The sequence below is a fragment of the Pseudomonas sp. RIT778 genome (genome assembly GCF_019718735.1).
Classification (GTDB): Bacteria; Pseudomonadota; Gammaproteobacteria; order Pseudomonadales; family Pseudomonadaceae; genus Aquipseudomonas; species Aquipseudomonas aphyarum.
In genome coordinates, this window is the sequence record NZ_JAIHBA010000005.1 from 1 (window position 1) to 19293 (window position 19293).

The following is a 19293-nucleotide window of genomic DNA, read 5'->3' on the forward strand; positions in this document are numbered from 1 at the left end:
GGTGTCGGGCTGGTGAGCTCGACGGTCATTTCCGGAATTTCCGGTGGCGTGGGCAGCGGTTCGGCCCGCGCCTGCTGGAAAAACCACCAGGCGCCGCCGTGTATCAGCGCCGACACTGCCACCAGCAACAGCATCTGCTGTTTGTTCAGGCCGCCGGGCTGCGAAGTGTTGGCCTTGTAGACGGGCCGACCCGCCACCGACGCAAGCGCTGCGTTCGGTACTGGCCCCGGCGGCGTTCTGTGCTTTACCGCATCGTTCATTAAAGCTCCCTCGGGTGGATGAAGGGCAATAAGGTGCCGTTCGAACAACACAGCGTTGTTCGAGTGAGTGGTCGCAACTTTCATACAGGTGTGCAGAAGCCGATAGTTGAACTATCTATTGAACAGGGCTTGTGCAGCTTGTTGCTTCAGTAGTGCCGACTTCGATGGTTCATTGATCCGGTCCGTGGCTGTTCTTTTATAAGAGAGTGTGCAATTGAGTGGCGAACATCGTTCTTGCCCTCATGGTGGATGCAATAGCAACCGCTGTGCCAAACAGTAAACAAATGTGTAGCGGTTATTTCACGGATGATACGTATGTCGCATTTATATAAGTTTCATCAGGCACGCCGGTTTTCATGGGCGCATAACCTCCCGACGGCCCTGTTTGCAAGGCTTTTTCAAGGGCGAGACAGACCTGGCGCGGTATCGCGCTGTTCAGCGAGATAGAGCAGCTGTTCTCGTGTCGGCCAGGGCGCGTGATGGTGCGTGGCGGACTGATTTGGTGCGGGTCAGTGTTTTAGCGGGTCACAGGCGATGTTCCTTGTTTTTGTCTAAGTAAAGTCGGTTGTTCCGCTTGTTCGGTGTAATGGTTGAAAGTGCAGTTTTGGTGCGCTTCGGACATTAACGCCGAACAGCAAAAGTTGTACGGGTGTGCTGTCTGAAAGTTATTGTCGAACAATCTGTTCTGGCATTCATTAATGCAGCGCGCACGCAATGACTGCTTGCGTGCTATTTAAAAAATAAATAGTGCAGGTGTTCAGGTAATAAAGGGAATGCACGGACAGTTCGCAGGACGAACACGGCGTAGGTACAAGGGCACGGAGAGAAGAGTGTGGCGCAGCAGATGAAGATTCACGCGGTGAACTCCTTGTTGCCAGCTCGGATACGCGAACTTTTGGTTCGGTATCGCACCTTACAAGAACGCGGATAGCGTTCGCTGATTGCTCTTGGTGCGGGATGGGCACCGCCAGCGCTGTTTTGCGAGATCAGGGATTCGCAAGCTGCCGATGAATGCGCAATCCGTGCCAAATTCGATACAACAGCTATAAATAGGGCCAGGCGGGATGCCTTTCGCAGTGGAGGAGGGGATATGTATCAGCTCTACGGACACCGCAACTCAGGAGCAGCGGCCATCGAGGCGGCGCTCGAGCTGTGCCAGGTGGCTTACCGCTTCATCGATATCGAGGCCAGTGCGGAAGCGGCGCAGGAGCTGGCGCGGCTCAATCCGCTCAAACAGATCCCGACCCTGCAACTGCCGGACGGCAGTGTCATCACCGAAAGTGCGGCAATTCTGATTCATCTGGGGCAAAGCTTTGCGCAATCCGGCCTGCTGCCGGCCAACGGCGCTGACCGCGATCAGGCGATTCGGGGCCTGGTGTACATCGTCAGCAATTGCTATGCGGCCATCGGGATTATTGATTACCCGGAACGCTGGCTGGTGATGCCGGACGAGGCCTCGCGGCAGAATTTGATGGCGGGGGCGCGGGAACGACTGCACTGGAGCTGGGAGGTGTTTGCCGATCAGTTCTCGGCCGAGCTGTACCTGGACGATGAAACACCGGGCGCACTGGATGTGCTGGCGGCGGTGGTCACGCGCTGGGCCGGTGCCCGCGAACACCTGCGCCAGGCTCGACCCGGTTTCCATGCGTGGCTGCAGCGCATCGACCGGCACCCGGTGCTGGCGCCGGTCTTTGCGCGGCATTGGCCTGGCTGATTACTCCCCGCGAATGTACTGCTCCAGCTGTTTGATCAGCTCGGCCTGTTCGGCAATCGCTTCCTTAACCAGGTCGCCGATCGACAGCAGGCCGATCAGTTTGCCGTCTTCCACCACGGGCAAGTGGCGCAGGCGTTTGTCGGACATGATGCCAAGGCAAGTGTCGACGGTCTGGTGGGTGTCCACCGTGATCACGTTCGCCACCATGATGTCGCGCACCGGCGTGCCCACCGAAGAGCGCCCGTGCAGCACCAGTTTGCGCGCGTAATCGCGCTCGCTGATGATGCCCACCACTTTGTCGTCTTCCACCACGAGCAAGGCGCCGACGTTCTTTTCGGCCATTTTCATCAGCGCTTCGAGCACCATGTGATCGGGCTTGATCTGGTGCACTTCCTGATTTTTCGGATCTTTGAGCTTGAGCAGCTGGGCGACGGTTTTCATGGCGGTTACTCAGGTGTTGTCGTTGTTCTCCAAGCATCGTAGACGCAGGCGCACAGAGCAAGGCCGCAAAACGGCAGATAACACGCAAAAAACGTCATTTCCCGGTAAATGACTCAAACCCTTTGCCGATTGCAGGTGCGACCACAAGCCGCCACATGTTTCGAAACAGAGCCCGAAACGAACAGCGCTGCGTTTTTTGTAGACTCCAGGGCCCTTAATGTCATGGATGACAGCTTTAACATGCAAAACGTACGGATCAGCAGCCAACAATCGCCCGACAACGCAGCAGCCCGATCCATCGCAGGTTCAATTCCTTCCTGGTTGTTGAAGTCCAGAGACGCTCATCGTCTCGCCATGCGGACAGCAGCCGGGCGTGATCTGCCCTGGTATCACCAGGCGTCGGCAGCGCAACGCATGGCCCTCAAAAAGGCACTTGAGGCCAGTTGGCAATCACGCAACCAGTCCGACAGGATCTTTTGCCGTCTCAAGGAAATCGAAGCGTTCGCCGAGTCGTTATTGATCGAAGCGCTCAAGACCCGATTCGGCATCACAGTCGATATCAGAACGACTTATCTCAGAACCTATCGTTCAACGGGGTTGGCCGGTGGGTTTGAAATGCGGACAGTGTCCTTGCTCGAAGCGGCGCTGAACAACTTCGAAGTCGAGGAAACACGAGGCGGTTATTTCGACGCAGCCAGCCAGTTCATCACCCGACCTTCGGCGACGGGGCAGTTCGAGATCGTCCCCGTCAAGTCTCGGCTGTCAGTCGAGGCCTTTGCCTCACTCTGTCGTGAACTGGATATCGGTCGCCAATACCAGACCTGTCTGAACGGTTTTTTCGACTTCACCCAACCGGTGGTCAAGGCACGGCTGCAACTGGCGTTTCAGACCTGTGAAAAAGACGCTCTGGTGGTAGCCAGCGAACTCGCGCTCCTGAAAGGAGACATTGATTCGCAGACCCATGCGCTGCTTTTGCGGCTGACACAAGGAGACCGATTATTAACGCTCGGCGTAAAAAACCTGCATTGCCATACGGTCACGATGATGGGGATCGATCTGAGTTCAATCCTTCTGATCGCGGCAGACCTTGAGGGCAGCCGCTCGGTCGAGCCTGTCATTGCCTACGTCCCTCATGATCCCCGGCATCCGGTCAGGCAATATCCCTCGGCTGCCCGTTTCGCGGCGGTGCTGACCGAACAGTTGCGGGATCCGGATTACCAGCAGTTTTTCAGTCGTTTCGTTCCCCATCGGCACCGTGGGAATTTCTTCTTTCAGCTCAATGAGCGGCTTGTAGAACTGAAATGGCATGCGTCCGATCCTGGTACGCAACAGCCGACGTGGCGCCCCGAGCCGGTGGCCAATCCGGATTTGAGACTGGCCGGTGCAAGAATTGCCGGTGAAGTCTGGGACCACGTCTTTACACGTCACTTGAATCAGTTGTTCGCCGACGCCAGGACTCGGGCCGTTCCAACTGGCGATGAAGACGCGAAGTCGCGCTGGGCGCGTTGGGACAGTTTTCAGAAGGTCGCTCTAACTGTGCTTGAGGTTGGCCTCTTCGTTGCCGCACCCTTTGCGCCTCTTTTGGGCGAGCTGATGCTGGCCTACACCGCTTATCAGCTGCTGGATGAAACCTTCGAAGGCATTGTGGAGTGGTCTGAAGGGCAGCGCATTGAAGCGGCAGAGCACGTCCTCGGCGTGGTCGAAGACCTTATTCAGTTGGGCGCTCTGGTAGCGGCAGGTGAGGTGCTGACTGCCTTGAAACCGCTCAAGTCATCGCCATTGATCGAGCGAATGGAAGTCGTGGAGTCGAGCGATGGTCGATCGCGTTTGCGTACCTCGGAGCCGGAAACGACCGTTGCGCAAGATCACGAACGCGTCGATGAGACACCACTCGGCACGGGAAACATGCCAGGTCTGGAGGCGCGCTTCAAGGCGCTCTATCCACAGTCGACCGAACAGACCTTCGTTGATTTTGTCCGCAAGTCAGGCACACCAGCTCAGGCACTGCAACGGATTGGCGAGCTAGAGCAAAACTATCAGGCAATGAGCGATACCCTGGACGGGTGGGTGGCCATCGAGAAGGGTGATTTGTTGCCCATGGATCAGCGTTACCACAAGGGACGCTTTGCCGAGGCGATCAAGCGTTGCTGGCAAGCCGCGCATACACCTTCGGCGAACGGTTACACCCTGGATCTGGACTTTCACTGGACCAGTGACTTCCTGGAATATCTGCCGACGCTGGACGTCGAGTTCCCGCATGTCAGCGCCTTGCGGTTTCGCAGTGCGGAGTTGCGTACCGATATCGATGGATTTCTGGATTATTTCCCCGATCTGAAATCACTGGACTTAAGCGACAACAACCTTGTTGCACTGCCGAGTCTGAAGGGGAGCTTGAGGGGGCTGGAGTCGTTGGATATGTCCGCCAACCAATTGAGCCTGAGCGCTGAAAGTGTCGCGGAACTGGCGGCTCTGACTCATCTGCAAACGTTGAGTCTTGGGAATAACCCAGCGTTGTCGCGGCCACCGGACATCAGTCGCCTGTCTGAGCTTGTGACGCTGGATCTGCATGGCAGCGGTCTGGTGGATTGGCCCCAAGGATTGTTTGCCCTGGCAAGGCCGCGGGGCTTCGAACTGGATCTGCTGGACAATCCGATTGCTCGAATACCTCAAGTGGTACCTGGCTCCGAACAGGCCAGACTGGTTGCCCGTACACGTTTGAGCCGTGATCGATTGCCTGACCCGGTTCGTGAGCAGTTTCAGGCCTGCATGCGTTCAGTCGGTTATGACCCTGCGCGCAGCTACCCGCCCAAGGGTGAGAATACCAGTGTGCACTGGCTGGAGGGCGTGAACGGCTCGGAACTGCAGGACAGGCAAACCAGGTGGAATCAGCTTGAGGCGCAAGCTGACTCCCAGGGTTTTTTCGAAGTTCTGGAGCAGTTGGTCGAATCGGCTGATTACATCGAAGCTGCGAACCGTGCGGAGCTTACGCAGCGGGTTTGGCGAATGATTGATGCGGCTACGCAAGACGCGCCGTTGCGCGAGGAGCTGTTTGGCATGGCCATCCATCCAGAATCGTGCGCGGATGCCGGTGCGCAGATATTCAATGAAATGGGCATCAAGGTATTGATCCGCGAAGCTCATATGGCGGGCACTCCCGAGCAGATTGAAGCTGCACTGATAACGCTGGCCAAAGGCAAATCCCGACTGGATCAGGTCAATGAGATTGCACGGGCCACTGTCAGGTCCCGTCTGCAGGCTGGTGAAACATTTATCGCAGTGGATGAAGACGGGGACATGACTGGCACGATCGATGAGGTGGAAATTTATCTGGCGTTCCAGACCGGCCTGGCGCAACGGCTGGAACTGCCGTGGCAATCGCGGGGCATGTTGTTTCGGGAGATAGGCGAGGTCACGGATGCCCAGATTGATAAGGCTTATGACTCCATCCTGGGACTTGAGGCGGGTGAAGGGCTGGTCAACCAGATCATCGAGCAACGCTTCTGGCGCAAATATCTGAAAAGACGGCATCCGCAAGCGTTTGGGCAGAATGCTCTGGAATTCAATACAAGGCAGGAGGCGTTGTTCGCGCGACATGTGACGGGGGCGCTGACGCAGCCAGTGTACGAGCGAGAGTTGCTGGCATTGGCCGAGGAGCGTAAGGGGTTATTGAAAACGCTGACGCTGGATGCGTTGAACAAAGCGGCATAGGCCGTCGCGAGATAATCGCCGCTCAGGCTCACCCTGACCGGCTTTCGTCTACCTGCACGCCGCTTATTGCAGTGCATCCAGCTGGTTTTTCCAGATCTCGTGTGTCAGGCCGGTGGAGCCTGTCAAAACGTTGAAGGGTTTGACTGCATTGTCGTAAGTGGCCACCAAATGCCCGGCGCAACTGAAGCAGGCTTCAAAAGCCTGAGCGTGTTCGACGTTTTGCAGTCGTTGCGTCACCAGGGAGATCGACTCGGGATCGAGGTCGGCATATGGGAACAGTGTTTTCTGGATGTAGAGGGCGGCACTGGCGGCCTGCACTTCTGCATGAGCCCCCGGCAGGCCTCGACTGGCGGGCAGTTTCATATCGCTGGCTCTGATATGCAGCTCCATGCGCTCCAGTATTTGAGAGTGGATAGCGGGCACTTCGTACTCCATCCCTGCGAGACTGGTGGGCTCGGTTGATGCGCCTACGTACACTTTGACTGCGAAATTTCTGTCTTTCAGGCGATTGGTGTATTGCTTCTCCATATGGTCTTTGAAAAGCCCGAAGTCAGTGATCTGATAGACGCCCAGAGAAGCGAGATTGTCGTCTCCAAGGGTGTAATCGACCGGTCTGGACAGATGGATCCCGTGTTCGGCACTCGTCAGGGTTTCCGTCAATGGGATATTGATGAAGTCAGTGAGGATTACGTCCTCTTCCGCGCCTTCCCCCGGGATCAGTGCGCCGGCGTGTGCCACGGCAACGTTGCTTCGAAATTTCTTCGAGAATCGAGAATCCGGGTTTGCCGCCAGTCTTTTCTTGATCTGTGCAGGGGTGCCTGCCGCTGCAGTGTTGCCCGCCGTTATCATGGCGGTCGTTCGGCCACTGACTCGCTGGTTGAGCCTTTCGCCAGTCAACCCAAGCACGTCTACAGCGCTGACGGGATTGTTCCTGACCATCGCATACAGATTCCATCCATCCACCGCGCCAGCCGGGTCAGCACTGATCCAGCGCAGGCACCACCAGGCGTAGTAGCGCCTTCCATAGGCATAGAGCCCGGTTTCGTCCATCTCCTCGCCCGAGTAACGCAGGGTCTTGTAACTCACTTCCCGTGCCGAGCCTGCCGTCAACGCGGCCGTTCCGCCGAAAGGGTAGTAGTCTTCCTGGCTGATCAGGCGGGCCCGCTGATCGAGCTCGAGCATGCCGGAGTGCTGGATGTCGTCGAGGCAGTAACGCACTTGATCGTTATCGACTTCAGCGGGGCGTCCGGCGATCCAGCGCAGGCAGCGCACATTGCCAATCGCGTTCGGCAAGGTAATGACATGCAAGACCTCGCCGGTTTCCCGCGTGCGGATTTCCAGGCCGTGCAGGTAGTAAACCTGTTGAAAGTGAGAGGTGGACGGGGTGTGAGTCTCATGCCGTTTGGAAACCCTCCTGCCACCGCTGTAGCGATAAGTTTCCTTGTCATCCGGTTCGCTACTGCGCTCAATCAGCGTGACGCTGCTCAGTTGGTCGTGGAGGTTCCATTCAAGGGGTTGACCCGGATGCAACTGCTGAAGATTGCCATGACGATCAAACAGCGCGGGAAAGTCCGGGTCGGGATCTCCTGCCTGCCATTGCACGCCCCGATTGCTTGAAGGCTGAATGAACATCTGTCGGGTATACCCACCCACCGCGCGGGTATGTACTATCTGGGTCATATTGCCGCCTGTGTCGTAACTGTAAGTCTGGCGGTAATTGAGATGATGGGCGGGATCGCTCGGCACCGGGCGGCCCGGGGTGCCGGTCGCAGGCAAGGCGTCATGACCGGTAGCGCTGATCAGTCGGTACAACGAGTCATAGGTAAAGTGACGTATCCCGTTGATAAGCTGGTTGGCAAAAAACTTCGGTTGAAAGGTGTGATCCTGAATGCTGACCACGTTACCGGTATTGTCATAGCCATACTCCAGATACTGGCGCAGGGGCTGGCCGGGCACGCCAGCCTTGATGCTGGTCAGCCAGCCATTGGCATCGTCATAATCCCAGGTTCGAACCACCCCATTGCCCAATGTCTGTTCCTCGGGCAGTCCTTCTGCGTTGTAACGACAGCCTTTGAGAATGTCCTGGACGGAGTGGCTGCCAGCAAGTTGCAACGTCACCTGTATCAGTTGTCCGGCGACGTCGTATCGAGATTTTTGCAAGTGACCACCGGCATCGGTCTGGCTGAGTGGCTTGCCGTCGGCGCCGTAGTGCCATCGGGTGGTGTAGGTACCGCCATCGAGCGTTTGGGTTTCTGCAAACGGCAACCCCGACAGACTGAATGGTCCGAAGTCCGTTGATCCTGAAGGGTCGACTTTGTGAATGAGCTGTCCGCGGATGTTTTGCCCGGGATCAGCGTCCGCCTGGCCGTAGGTCAGTGTTTCGATATCGGGTTGGTCATTCACTCCGACGGCAAGCAGGCGCAAGCGGCTGTCGTAGACGTTGTTCCATACGTTGCCGCGTCCATCCCAGCGGGTGAGCACTTGATCGGCCAAGCCGGACAGGATCACACGATCACCGGAGTCGACACTCTCGGTCTTGAGCACTTGCCCTTTCAACCCATGCACGGTCACCAGATTGGGTTTGGGTGCGCTGCCAAAGAGGCGGGGATCCCAGCACTCCACCAGGCGGCCAGCGGAGTCGTAGTGATTTCGGGTAATCAGTGACTCTGTCGGTGCCCCCGCCGTCGTGCGCAAACAGGACACCTCGCGAACCGTCAGGCCTCGCCCGTCCATAACGATGAGTGAAGGCGTACGGTGATGTACGGAGGCATTCAATTTGCCCAATCCTGCGATGCATCGCACCAATGAGTGTTCGAGGCAGTTCCTATGCGAATGCTATCAACATTGATGTGACGGGTAACCTGTCAACTTTGACAGTGCCCAGGCTTTGGCGCTCGTCAGCAATATCGCCCCGAGACGCGTAAACTCGCCACTCTGGTTCAATTGTTGAGGCTGCAGTGGTGGATTTACAGCAGGGCTTCGTCCTGACCCGGCATTGGCGCGACACCCCGGCCGGCACCGAAGTCGAGTTCTGGCTGGCAACCGACGCCGGGCCGCGCCGTGTGCGCCTGCCGCATCAGCCGTCGGTGGCGTTCATCCCGGCGGCGCAGCGCGAGCAGGCCGAGCGGGTGCTGGCGGACGAAAAGAACGTCGAACTGCGCCCCCTGGCCTTGCAGGATTTCGAGCATCGCCCGGTGCTCGGTCTGTATTGCCAGCAGCACGGCCAGTTGATGCGTCTGGAAACCGCGCTCAACCGTCACAGTGTCGATGTCTTCGAAGCCGATGTGCGACCGCCCGAGCGTTACCTGATGGAGCGTTTCATCACCGCGCCGGTGTGGTTCAGCGGCACGCCCGATGCCGACGGTGTGCTGCTCGACGCCCACCTCAAGCCAGCGCCCGATTATCGTCCGCAACTGCGGCTGGTCTCGCTGGACATCGAAACCACCGAGCAGGGCGAGCTGTATTCCATCGCGCTCGAAGGCTGCGGCGAACGGCAGGTGTACATGCTCGGCGCGCCGAACGGCGATGACAGCATCGTCGATTTCGACCTCGAGTACTGCGAATCGCGCACCCTGATCCTCAAGAAACTCAACGACTGGTTCGCCCGCCACGACCCCGACGCGATCATCGGCTGGAACCTCGTGCAGTTCGACCTGCGCATCCTCCACGAACACGCCCGGCGCCTCGGCGTGCCGCTCAAGCTCGGGCGTGGCGGCGAGGAAATGCAGTGGCGCGAACACGGCAGCCGCAATCATTACTTCGCGGCAGCGGCAGGAAGGCTGATCATCGATGGCATCGAATCCCTGCGTTCGGCGACCTGGAGCTTTCCCTCGTTCAGTCTGGAGAACGTCGCCCAGACGTTGCTCGGCGAGGGCAAGTCCATCGACAACCCGTACCAGCGCATGGACGAGATCAACCGCATGTTCGCCGAGGACAAACCGGCGCTGGCCAAGTACAACCTCAAGGACTGCGAACTGGTCACGCGGATCTTCGCCAAGACCGAGCTGCTGAAGTTTTTGCTGGAGCGCGCCAGCGTCACCGGTCTGCCGGCGGATCGCAGCGGCGGCTCGGTGGCGGCATTCACCCATTTGTACATGCCGTTGATGCACCGCCAGGGTTTTGTAGCGCCTAACCTCGGCACCAATCCACCGCAGGCCAGCCCCGGCGGGTTTGTCATGGACTCGCAACCGGGGCTTTACGAATCGGTGCTGGTGCTCGACTACAAGAGCCTTTATCCGTCGATCATCCGCACCTTTCTGATCGACCCGGTTGGGCTGATCGAAGGCTTGCAGCATCCTGACGACAGCGACTCGGTGCCGGGTTTTCGCGGCGCTCGTTTCTCTCGCACCCGGCATTGCCTGCCGTCCATCGTTGCCCGGGTCGCCGAGGGTCGCGAGACCGCCAAGCGCGAGCACAACGCGCCGCTGTCCCAGGCGCTGAAGATCATCATGAACGCCTTTTACGGCGTACTCGGTTCCAGCGGTTGCCGGTTTTTCGATACGCGACTGGCGTCATCGATCACTCTGCGCGGCCACGAAATCATGCTGCGCACCCGGCAATTGATCGAGGCTCAGGGGCATGCGGTGATCTATGGCGACACCGACTCGACATTTGTCTGGCTGCGTCGCCCCCACGGTCAGGAAGAGGCGGCGACCATTGGCCGGGCGCTGGTTGCACACGTCAACGACTGGTGGCGCGAGCATGTGCGTGAGCAATACGGGCTGGAAAGCGCCCTCGAATTGCAGTTCGAAACCCACTACAAACGCTTCCTGATGCCGACCATCCGTGGCGCGGAAGAGGGCAGCAAAAAGCGCTATGCCGGCCTGGTGACTCGTGCCGACGGCAGCGAAGAAATGGTCTACAAAGGCCTGGAAACCGTGCGCACCGACTGGTCGCTGCTGGCCCGGCAATTCCAGCAGGAACTGTACGAGCGGATCTTCCAGCGCAAGCCGTATCAGGATTACGTGCGTGAGTACGTGCGCAAGACGTTGGCCGGCGAGTTCGACGAGCGATTGGTCTATCGCAAGCGTCTGCGCCGCACCCTCGACGACTACGAACGCAACGTGCCGCCCCACGTGCGCGCCGCACGGCTGGCAGACGATTACAACGCGCAACACGGTCGCCCGCGCCAGTACCAGAACGGCGGCTGGATCAGCTACGTCATCACCCTGGCCGGGCCCGAACCGCTGGAAGTGCGCCGCGCGGCCATCGACTACGACCACTACATCACCCGCCAGCTGCAACCGGTGGCGGATGCGATCCTGCCGTTTGTCGACGACGATTTCTCAACCCTGATCGGGGGGCAACTGGGCCTGTTTTGAGTCCAGCAGTTGCAGGGTCCATTCGTCCTGAATGCCGTGGAAGTAACGCTCCAGCGCCTGATGCCAGGGGCTGTCGTCGTCAGCGAACTGGGCGAACAGGGTCATTGATGAGTGGAATTTCAGGTCGTCCGGATGACCGAAGATTTCGGCAATCGAACGTTGCTGTACGTTCAGCACAAGCTGCGTGCAGGTCCGCAGTCGGGCGCCGAGCAACGGATGATCGAGGTAGGCGCGGGTTTCCGGCGCCGAGCTGATCGCGAACCGCCGCGACATCTCGCTGCCACCGAGCCCGGCAAACTGTGGAAACACGAACCACATCCAGTGGCTGCGCTTGCGGCCCTCGCCGAGCTCGCGCTGGACCCGTTCGAACACCGGGTCCTGGGCGAGCACGAAGCGTTGCAGGTTGAATGGATCGTCCTGATCAGTGCTTCTCATGGCGAAGCCCTCTGTCAGTCGGCGGTGGCTCAGACCATGGCCAGCCGCTGCTTGCGTTGTGGCGCGTGAAACGCCTGGTCCAGCGCCGCCAGATCCCCGGCCTCGAGTTGCAGCTGCGCGGCTTGTGCATTGAGCTGCACGTGTTCCGGGCGCACGGCCTTGGGAATCGCAATCACCCCATCCTGACGCAGAATCCACGCCAGCGAAACCTGTGCCGGGGTCACGCCGTGACGAGCGGCAATCTGTTTCAGCACCGGCTCGGCAAGCATGGCGCCGCCCTGGCCGATCGGGCAGTACGCCATCAACGGCATGCGCTGTTGCTGGCACCACGGCAGCAGGTCGAATTCGATGCCGCGCTCTTCCAGGTTGTACAGCACCTGATTGGTTGCGCAGGCCGATGAAGACAGTTCTTCGAGATCATCGACGTCGAAGTTCGACACGCCCCAGCGGCCGATCTTGCCGTCCTCGCGCAGACGTTCGAAGGCCTCGACGGTTTCGTCCAACGGATACTGACCGCGCCAGTGCAGCAGATAGAGGTCGATGTAGTCGGTGTCGAGCCGGCGCAGGCTGCGCTCGCAGGCCTGGGGAATGCCTTTGCGGCTGGCGTTGTGCGGGTAGACCTTGCTCACCAGAAACACTTGATCGCGCAGGCCGGCAATGGCTTCGCCGACCACGCTTTCGGCACCGCCCTCGGCGTACATTTCGGCGGTGTCGATCAGGGTCATGCCCAGCTCGATGCCGCTGCGCAGGGCGGCCACTTCACGCTTGTGCGCCGAGCGGTCTTCGCCCATGCGCCAGGTGCCCTGACCAATCACCGGAACCTGCACGCCAGCCAATTCGAGGGTACGCATTCAAACCTCCTTTCTGAAACGGTCGATACCTTGGGTGGGCAGCAGGATAGCCCACGGGTTCCGTCCGGTTCCAGAAAGGAGGTCGGGTGCTTACCTGGCGGAGAACTTCAACACCACGCTCTGTGTGTAGGTCTGGCCGGGATCGAGGCGGGTGCTCGGAAAGTTCGGCTGGTTCGGCGAGTCCGGGTAGTGCTGGGTTTCCAGGGTGAACGCGCCCCAGTGCGGATAGACCTTGCCACCCTTGCCCTTGACCGTGCCGTCGAGGAAGTTGCTGGTGTAGAACTGCACGCCCGGTTCGTTGGTGAACAACTGCAAGTGGCGACCGGATTGCGGGTCGCTGACTTCGGCCGCGAGTTTGCTGGCGTCACCCTTGGTGTCCAGCGCCCAGTTGAAATCGAAGCCACCGTGTTTTTCTTCGGCGAATTTCAACTGCGGGTGATCAGCCTTGATGTGCTGGCCGATGGCGGTCGGTTTGGTGAAATCCATCGGCGTACCGGCCACAGGGGCCAGTTCGCCGGTCGGGATCAGCTTGGCGGTGACCGGGGTGTAATGGCTGGCGTGCAGGGTGGCGACTTGCTTGAGGATGTCGCCATTGCCGGCGCCGGCAAGGTTGAAGTAGCTGTGGTTGGTAAGGTTGAGCACGGTCGGTTTGTCGGTGCTGGCCTTGTAGTCGATGCGCAGCTCGTTGCTGTCGGTGAGGCGGTAGGTCACTTCGGTGGTGAGGTTGCCGGGGAAACCCATTTCACCATCCGCCGACAGGTAGGTCAGGGTCACGCCGACCGAATCCTGGTCTTTGGTTTCCTTTGCTTTCCAGACCTTTTTGTCGAAGCCCTGAGTGCCGCCGTGCAAGGCATTGGTCTTGTCGTTCTGCGGCACTTGGTAGCGTTTGCCGTCGAGTTCAAAGGCGCCGTCGGCCAGGCGATTGCCGAAGCGGCCAATGGTCGCGCCGAAGTACGCGGTGCCTTTCTGGTAACCCTGCACATCGTCGAAGCCGAGGACGATGTCGTCGAGCTTGCCGTGTTTGTCCGGCACCTGCAGCGCCTGCAAGGTCGCGCCGTAGGTGATGACTGTGGCTTGCATGCCGTGGCTGTTGCGCAGGATGTATTGCTCGACGGGCGTGCCGTCATTGGTTTTGCCGAAGGCTTTGTGTTCGCTGGACAGGCCGGCAGCCTGGGCGGAGAGGGTGGCGATCATCAGGGACAGTCCGAGGCCGCAGAGTGAGTGACGGGATTGAAGCATGGTTGACCTTCCTTTTTTGTTGTTGTTTTAAAAATCTCTAAATAGTCATGCTAATTGATGGTTGCGTGAAGATTTATAGCGGATGAAACGATTAATGCAAAAATAAAGTCGGACTTAATGCCTTGAACAGTTTGCGCCGAAGGTCGGGAATCCACGCCGGCACTGCACTTTTGCGAAATCCCCGGCTCTATCCATGGCCAGGGTGCGGTGACTTCCGCCGCACAGGAATGTGTCCGTCAAAGAATTCATGCCGAGAGTTTTGCACCCCATCGCTGCATTCATTCATCGCCCGTGCCTGCTGCTGGCCTTTTTGTCGACGCTGTTGCTCGGCGGTTGCAGCCATCAGGACGGCAACAATTTCATCAACCAGATGCGCGAGGGCAGGCCTCAGGAATTTCTCCAGACCAGCGTCGACCGCATGGCCACACTGGCGATGCGCGACAACCTCGACAGCCTCTACCTGCTGATGGGCAAGCTGTATTTGCGCAACCCTGAAGAGCTGCGCAAATCCGGCTTCCTCGACGTCAAGACCGCGGTCAAACAAGTGCGCCTGGCCATCGAACAGCAACAACCGTTGCCGACCCTCGGCGGCAAAAAAGACCTCGCAGCGCTGAGCTACGCCATGAGCCCGGAGTTCCTCGGCGACCGGGTCGGCGCGTTCATCTATGCGATCGGCAGCATGCTGGTCACCGCCCACGGCAACCGCACCGAGTTCTACATGACCGATGCGATCAACCCGACCTTCGTCAATAACGCCGCACGCAACATCGAGAAGGCCACGTGGATCCTCGCCCAACGGCAGAACAAGGAAGGCCAGCCGCTGCTGTTTTCCAACGAAATTTCCGAGGAGGGCAGCAACCTGAGCTTTGCCACGGAGTTCGGCAAAGTCGTGGCGCGTCTGGATTTGCTGACCCAGATGCTCGACGAGCGCTACCGGCGTATCGGCTTGAATTACGCCCAGAGCCTGCTGTTTTTGAATTTTTTGCCAGTGCAGTGAGCCAAGTCGGGTAGAGTGGCGGACGACTGTGTTTGTATACAATCTGTCGTCCGATTTTGACTCAAAGGGAGCTGCACCTGTCATGACCGACCCCGCAAGCGCCGAATTCACCCGCCTGGAACGTGCCACCCGCATCGACAAACTGCCTTACGCCGCGTTGCTGGCGTTTGCCATGACCGGCTTCATCGCCATCCTCACCGAAACCCTGCCGGCCGGTTTGTTGCCGCAGATCGGCGCCGGCTTGAACGTCAGTGAAGTGCTGGCCGGGCAACTGGTGACGCTGTATGCGCTGGGCTCGATTGTCGCGGCGATTCCGCTGACGGTCGCCACCCGTGGCTGGGGGCGCAAGCGGGTGCTGCTGATGACGGTCGGCGGGTTTCTGCTGTTCAACACCATCACCACGTTTTCCAGCCATTACGGACTGACGCTGGCGTCGCGGTTTCTGGCCGGGATGGCGGCGGGGCTGTCTTGGGGGATCATGGCTGGCTACGCGCGCGGAATCGTGCCGGTGCATCAACAGGGCCGGGCGCTGGCGATTGCCATGCTCGGCACCCCGGTGGCGTTGTCGCTGGGCACGCCGGCCGGCACCTGGCTGGGCAATGTGATCGGCTGGCGCGCCTCGTTCGGGATCATGTCGGCACTGGCGCTGGTACTGGCGGCGTGGATCGTTATCGCCGTGCCGGATCGTCCGGGCCAGGCCCGCGCCGAGCGTCTGCCACTGATGCAGTCGCTGCGTCTGCCTGGCGTGCGCCCGGTGCTGTTCGTGGTGCTGACCTGGATGCTCGGCCACAACATTCTCTACACCTACATCGCCCCGTTCCTGACGCAGGCCGGTCTTGGCGAGCGGGTCGATCTGGTGCTGCTGGTCTTCGGCCTGTGTTCGTTGCTGGGGATCTGGATCATCGGTCTGCTGGTGGATCGCTGGTTGCGCGGGTTGGCCCTGATCAGCCTCGCGATATTTGCCGTGACCGCGCTGGTGCTGGCACTGGTCGCGCCGTCGCCCTGGCTGATTTATGCGTGCATGGCGGTGTGGGGCCTGTCGTTCGGCGGCTCGGCGACGTTGCTGCTCACCGCCGCAGCGGACTCCGCCGGAGAACATGTGGATGTGGTGCAGGCGATGCTCACCACTTCATGGAACGTGGCGATTGCCGGCGGCGGATTGTTCGGCGGTTTGCTGCTGGACCGGACGGGGGCGATGTCGTTTCCGTGGGCGTTGCTGATCCTGTCGCTGATCGCGCTGGCGACGGTCTGGCTCAATAGCACTCACAGTTTCAAACCAGGCCGACGACAGCACTGATACTGATGAAATGGCATAACGATAGATCCTATCGATATAGGGCGTTATAAGAAAACTGGTTATCCTGCGGGCCGGATTTTTCCTGTGGTTTGTCTGGACGTCTTAATGGAATTGGCAAATTTCGGCCTGGTGATTGCCGGGCTGGTCGTGGGGTTCATCGTCGGTATGACCGGTGTCGGCGGCGGTTCGTTGATGACGCCGATCCTGCTGTGGTTCGGCATCAATCCGGCCACGGCGGTGGGCACGGATCTGCTGTACGCGGCCATCACCAAATCCAGCGGCGTGCTGGTCCACAGGAAGAACAAGAACATCGACTGGGCCATCACTGGCTGGCTGACCCTGGGCAGTGTCCCGGCGGTGGCGATGACCTTGTGGTTCCTCAGCACCCTGCACACTGCGCCGGATGCGATGAACGCAATCATCAAGCAGGCGCTGGGCTTTGTGTTGTTCGCCACGGCGCTGGCGATTCTGTTCAAGAAGCGTCTGCTGGAATTCGCCCACAAACGTGCCGGCGGCAACTACAACCCGAGCGGCGCGCGCCTGAATGTCATGACCGTGATCACCGGTCTGATCCTCGGCACCATGGTTGCCCTGACCTCCATCGGCGCCGGCGCCCTCGGCACCGTCGCGCTGTTCATCCTTTATCCGCTGCTGCCGACCCGCCGCCTGGTCGGCACCGAAATCGCCCACGCCGTTCCGCTGACCCTGGTCGCCGGCCTCGGCCACGCGAGCATGGGCAACATGGACTGGGGCGTGCTGGGCTTTCTGCTGGTCGGCTCGCTGCCGGGCATCTGGCTCGGCAGCCACCTGACCGGCCGCGTCTCCGATGAACTGCTGCGCCCGTGCCTGGCGACGATGCTGGTGTTGATCGGTTACAAGCTGGCGTTTTGATCGGCGAGCATCCATGGCCCTGAAGGCTCAAGCGTCTGGCTGACGCGGTCATAAAAGGTAAACAAATGGGCGACAGGATCGCGCCCGTCCGGTTGCGCAAAATCGGTGCTGACCTAAGCTTTGGGCAAGGCGAAACACTTTTGCCGGGCACCCCCCGGAACAATCGCCGCGATGCGCAATCATTAGAGCGTGGATATCAAAAGGAGATGCGCATGCTCATCAGGTCACTGACCCTGACACTCTTGCTGGCGATTGCCGGCCCCCTGTTCGCCGCCGACGGCGATTCCCCTCTGGACGTCGACAAGGGCATCAACCGCCCGGTGATCGTGATCGCTTCCAGTACGGTCGATTCTTATTGGGTCAGCCTGAAAAAAGCGCTGGACGACCCGGCCAACAAACAAGGCATCGCCGACCGCAAGATCAAGGTCTACACCATCCTGAGCATGAGCGGTCAGGTCGATGGCAAAAGCCTCGAGCAGCAGCAAACCATGGCGCTGCTGCGTTCGCTGAAGCTGGGCGCCGGGGCGTATCCGAAAGTCTTCCTGGTGGGCAAGGATGGAGAGACCAAACTGACGGCTTCGGGCGAGGAAGCGGCGGCGGTCGATTTGAAGAAAATTTTCGACACCATTGATGCGCTGCCTGCTGCCGAGAAAGAAACTACTTCCACCGTGGTCACGGCCCCGGCTGCTGCAGAACCGGCACCGGCCAAGGGTGCGAAAGGGACTAAATCGACGAAACCGACCAAACCGGCCAAGCCGCCGGAAATGCCGGATGATTGATGTTCTGATTCAGGGGTGATCAGAAAAGAAAAAACGGGCGACCTGAGAAGGTCGCCCGTTTTTTTATGGCGTGATTACCGGGTCAATTCACCCAGAATCTTGTGCGCAATCTTCACCCGTTCCGCATTCGGATAATTGCGGTTCGCCAGAATCACGATCCCGACTTTCTTCGATGGCACGAACGCGACATACGCGCCGTAGCCAGCGGTGGAGCCGGTCTTGTTCAGCAGCACGTTCGCCGGTTCCGGCTGTGGCGGATTCAGCCATTTGACCTTGTGCGGTTCCATGGCCATCGGCGTCGAGTTGCCGTCCAGCAGGCGGTCGAGGCTGATCGGGTAGGTGTAGCGTTCCCAGCCCAGGCCTTGGGCCATGTCGCCGACGGTGTAGTAACCGGTGTGGGTGAGGGCGATGGCTTTTTGCAGCGGTGCTTCGAGTCTGGCGGTGTCGAGGTTGGCCTGGACGTATTGCAGCAGGTCGGCGGCGCTGGTTTTCACGCCGTAGGCTTCGGAATCGAGGGCGCCGGGGCTGACGCGAACGGGTTTGTTGTTCTTGTCGTAGCCCTGGGCGTAGAGCTTTTCTTCAGACGCGGGCACCGACAGGAAGGTGTGCTTGAGTCCTAGTTTCGGCAGCAGGGTTTCGGTCATGACCTGATTGAACGGCTGACTGAGGCTTTTTGCTGCCAGGTAGCCGAACAGGCCGATGCTCGGGTTGGAATACAGGCGATGGCTGCCGGCCGGATACGTCGGTTTCCACTGTTGGTAATAGCCGAGCATCTTGTCGGAAGAATCGGCGGCATCCGGGAATTGCAGCGGCAGGCCGCCGGCGCTGTAGGTGCCCAGTTGCAGCAGGCTGATGTGGTCGAAGGCGCTGCCTTTCAGTTCGGGCCAGTGCTGGCTGGCCTTGTCGGAGAACTCCAGTTTGCCGCTGGCCTGGGCATAGGCGGCGAGGGTTGCGGTGTAGGTTTTGCTCACCGAGCCGATTTCGAACAGGGTGTTTTCACTCACCGCTTGCCCGGTACTTTTGTCGGCGACACCGTAGTTAAAGTAATGTGCCTTGCCATCGACGGTCACGGCCACGGCCAGACCGGCGATATCCTGTTGCTGGATGACCGGGGTCACAGTGGCTTTGACCAGCGCCTGCAACTGATCGTCGGTTTGCGGGGCGGCCAGGCAGGTGGCGGCGCTGAAGAAAAGTCCGAAAGCGCTGTAGGGCTTGATTTTGTTCAGGTTGATCGAAGACATGCGTGAACCACTCTCCATGAGTGTTGATGGTGTTATCCCGCTACACTGCGAGCGTTTTCCGTCGGGCCGGCTGATCGGCGCCGCCAAATCTAGGCAGTCCGGGGTCTTTCGACAAACGA

General features: G+C 59.5%; 13 protein-coding genes and 1 pseudogene. 7 read left to right on the forward strand and 7 right to left on the reverse strand.

What is annotated here, in order from left to right; translation table 11 throughout:
- Window positions 1–260: pseudogene (locus K5E37_RS03955) on the reverse strand (energy transducer TonB); the annotation flags it as partial.
- A 1090-nt stretch (window positions 261–1350) separates the two neighbouring features.
- Here K5E37_RS03955 and K5E37_RS03960 point away from each other — a divergent pair.
- Window positions 1351–1974, forward strand: coding sequence for a glutathione S-transferase N-terminal domain-containing protein (locus K5E37_RS03960; protein ID WP_011335069.1), 624 nt, complete (start codon window positions 1351–1353; stop codon window positions 1972–1974).
- On the opposite strand, the gene K5E37_RS03965 is transcribed toward K5E37_RS03960, so the two are convergent.
- Window positions 1975–2415 (reverse strand): CBS domain-containing protein, encoded by a 441-nt coding sequence (locus tag K5E37_RS03965; protein ID WP_221533180.1) that lies wholly within the window; start codon window positions 2413–2415, stop codon window positions 1975–1977.
- 222 nt (window positions 2416–2637) lie between these two features.
- On the opposite strand from K5E37_RS03965, the gene K5E37_RS03970 reads away from it, so the two are divergent.
- On the forward strand, window positions 2638–6123 hold the full coding sequence (locus tag K5E37_RS03970; protein WP_221533181.1) for an NEL-type E3 ubiquitin ligase domain-containing protein: 3486 nt from the start codon (window positions 2638–2640) through the stop codon (window positions 6121–6123).
- Between the two features lie 63 nt (window positions 6124–6186).
- On the opposite strand, the gene K5E37_RS03975 is transcribed toward K5E37_RS03970, so the two are convergent.
- Window positions 6187–8898, reverse strand: a complete 2712-nt coding sequence (locus tag K5E37_RS03975) for an RHS repeat-associated core domain-containing protein (protein WP_221533182.1) — start codon at window positions 8896–8898, stop codon at window positions 6187–6189.
- 185 nt (window positions 8899–9083) lie between these two features.
- Between K5E37_RS03975 and K5E37_RS03980 the strand changes: the two genes are divergently transcribed.
- The gene (locus K5E37_RS03980; protein WP_221533183.1) at window positions 9084–11444 is read left to right on the forward strand and encodes a DNA polymerase II; all 2361 of its coding nucleotides are present in this window, start codon (window positions 9084–9086) and stop codon (window positions 11442–11444) included.
- Here K5E37_RS03980 and K5E37_RS03985 read toward each other — a convergent pair.
- The 3 genes from K5E37_RS03985 to K5E37_RS03995 form a co-directional block, all read right to left on the reverse strand.
- Window positions 11409–11879, reverse strand: a complete 471-nt coding sequence (locus K5E37_RS03985) for a DUF1810 domain-containing protein (protein ID WP_085608303.1) — start codon at window positions 11877–11879, stop codon at window positions 11409–11411. The genes K5E37_RS03980 and K5E37_RS03985 overlap by 36 nt on opposite strands.
- A gap of 29 nt (window positions 11880–11908) precedes the next feature.
- Window positions 11909–12730: an aldo/keto reductase gene (locus K5E37_RS03990; RefSeq protein WP_221533184.1), complete on the reverse strand. Its 822-nt coding sequence runs from the start codon at window positions 12728–12730 to the stop codon at window positions 11909–11911.
- Between the two features lie 90 nt (window positions 12731–12820).
- Window positions 12821–13969: an aldose epimerase family protein gene (locus K5E37_RS03995; protein WP_221533185.1), complete on the reverse strand. Its 1149-nt coding sequence runs from the start codon at window positions 13967–13969 to the stop codon at window positions 12821–12823.
- 247 nt (window positions 13970–14216) lie between these two features.
- On the opposite strand from K5E37_RS03995, the gene K5E37_RS04000 reads away from it, so the two are divergent.
- From K5E37_RS04000 to K5E37_RS04015, 4 genes are all read left to right on the forward strand, one after another.
- Window positions 14217–14966, forward strand: a complete 750-nt coding sequence (locus tag K5E37_RS04000) for a hypothetical protein (protein ID WP_085608380.1) — start codon at window positions 14217–14219, stop codon at window positions 14964–14966.
- An 82-nt stretch (window positions 14967–15048) separates the two neighbouring features.
- Window positions 15049–16263 carry an MFS transporter gene (locus K5E37_RS04005; protein ID WP_221533186.1) on the forward strand — a complete coding sequence of 405 codons (1215 nt, stop codon included), beginning with the start codon at window positions 15049–15051 and terminating at the stop codon, window positions 16261–16263.
- 105 nt (window positions 16264–16368) lie between these two features.
- Window positions 16369–17154, forward strand: coding sequence for a sulfite exporter TauE/SafE family protein (locus tag K5E37_RS04010; RefSeq protein WP_011335062.1), 786 nt, complete (start codon window positions 16369–16371; stop codon window positions 17152–17154).
- Between the two features lie 212 nt (window positions 17155–17366).
- Entirely contained in the window at window positions 17367–17933 is a 567-nt protein-coding gene (locus tag K5E37_RS04015) for a DUF4174 domain-containing protein (RefSeq protein WP_085608307.1), read from the forward strand.
- Window positions 17934–18007: 74 nt separating this feature from the next.
- Here K5E37_RS04015 and ampC read toward each other — a convergent pair whose 3' ends face one another.
- The gene (gene ampC, locus K5E37_RS04020) at window positions 18008–19174 is read right to left on the reverse strand and encodes a class C beta-lactamase (RefSeq protein WP_221533187.1); all 1167 of its coding nucleotides are present in this window, start codon (window positions 19172–19174) and stop codon (window positions 18008–18010) included.
- Window positions 19175–19293 lie beyond the last annotated feature (119 nt).

Excerpts from the sequence above, each read along its gene's own strand:
- K5E37_RS03960 (WP_011335069.1), top strand. The coding sequence starts at position 1,351 with ATGTATCAGCTCTACGGACACCGCAACTCAGGAGCAGCGGCCATCGAG.
- K5E37_RS03965 (WP_221533180.1), bottom strand. The coding sequence starts at position 2,415 with ATGAAAACCGTCGCCCAGCTGCTCAAGCTCAAAGATCCGAAAAATCAG.
- K5E37_RS03970 (WP_221533181.1), top strand. The coding sequence starts at position 2,638 with ATGGATGACAGCTTTAACATGCAAAACGTACGGATCAGCAGCCAACAA.
- K5E37_RS03985 (WP_085608303.1), bottom strand. The coding sequence starts at position 11,879 with ATGAGAAGCACTGATCAGGACGATCCATTCAACCTGCAACGCTTCGTG.
- K5E37_RS03990 (WP_221533184.1), bottom strand. The coding sequence starts at position 12,730 with ATGCGTACCCTCGAATTGGCTGGCGTGCAGGTTCCGGTGATTGGTCAG.
- K5E37_RS03995 (WP_221533185.1), bottom strand. The coding sequence starts at position 13,969 with ATGCTTCAATCCCGTCACTCACTCTGCGGCCTCGGACTGTCCCTGATG.
- K5E37_RS04000 (WP_085608380.1), top strand. The coding sequence starts at position 14,217 with ATGCCGAGAGTTTTGCACCCCATCGCTGCATTCATTCATCGCCCGTGC.
- K5E37_RS04005 (WP_221533186.1), top strand. The coding sequence starts at position 15,049 with ATGACCGACCCCGCAAGCGCCGAATTCACCCGCCTGGAACGTGCCACC.
- K5E37_RS04010 (WP_011335062.1), top strand. The coding sequence starts at position 16,369 with ATGGAATTGGCAAATTTCGGCCTGGTGATTGCCGGGCTGGTCGTGGGG.
- K5E37_RS04015 (WP_085608307.1), top strand. The coding sequence starts at position 17,367 with ATGCTCATCAGGTCACTGACCCTGACACTCTTGCTGGCGATTGCCGGC.
- ampC (WP_221533187.1), bottom strand. The coding sequence starts at position 19,174 with ATGTCTTCGATCAACCTGAACAAAATCAAGCCCTACAGCGCTTTCGGA.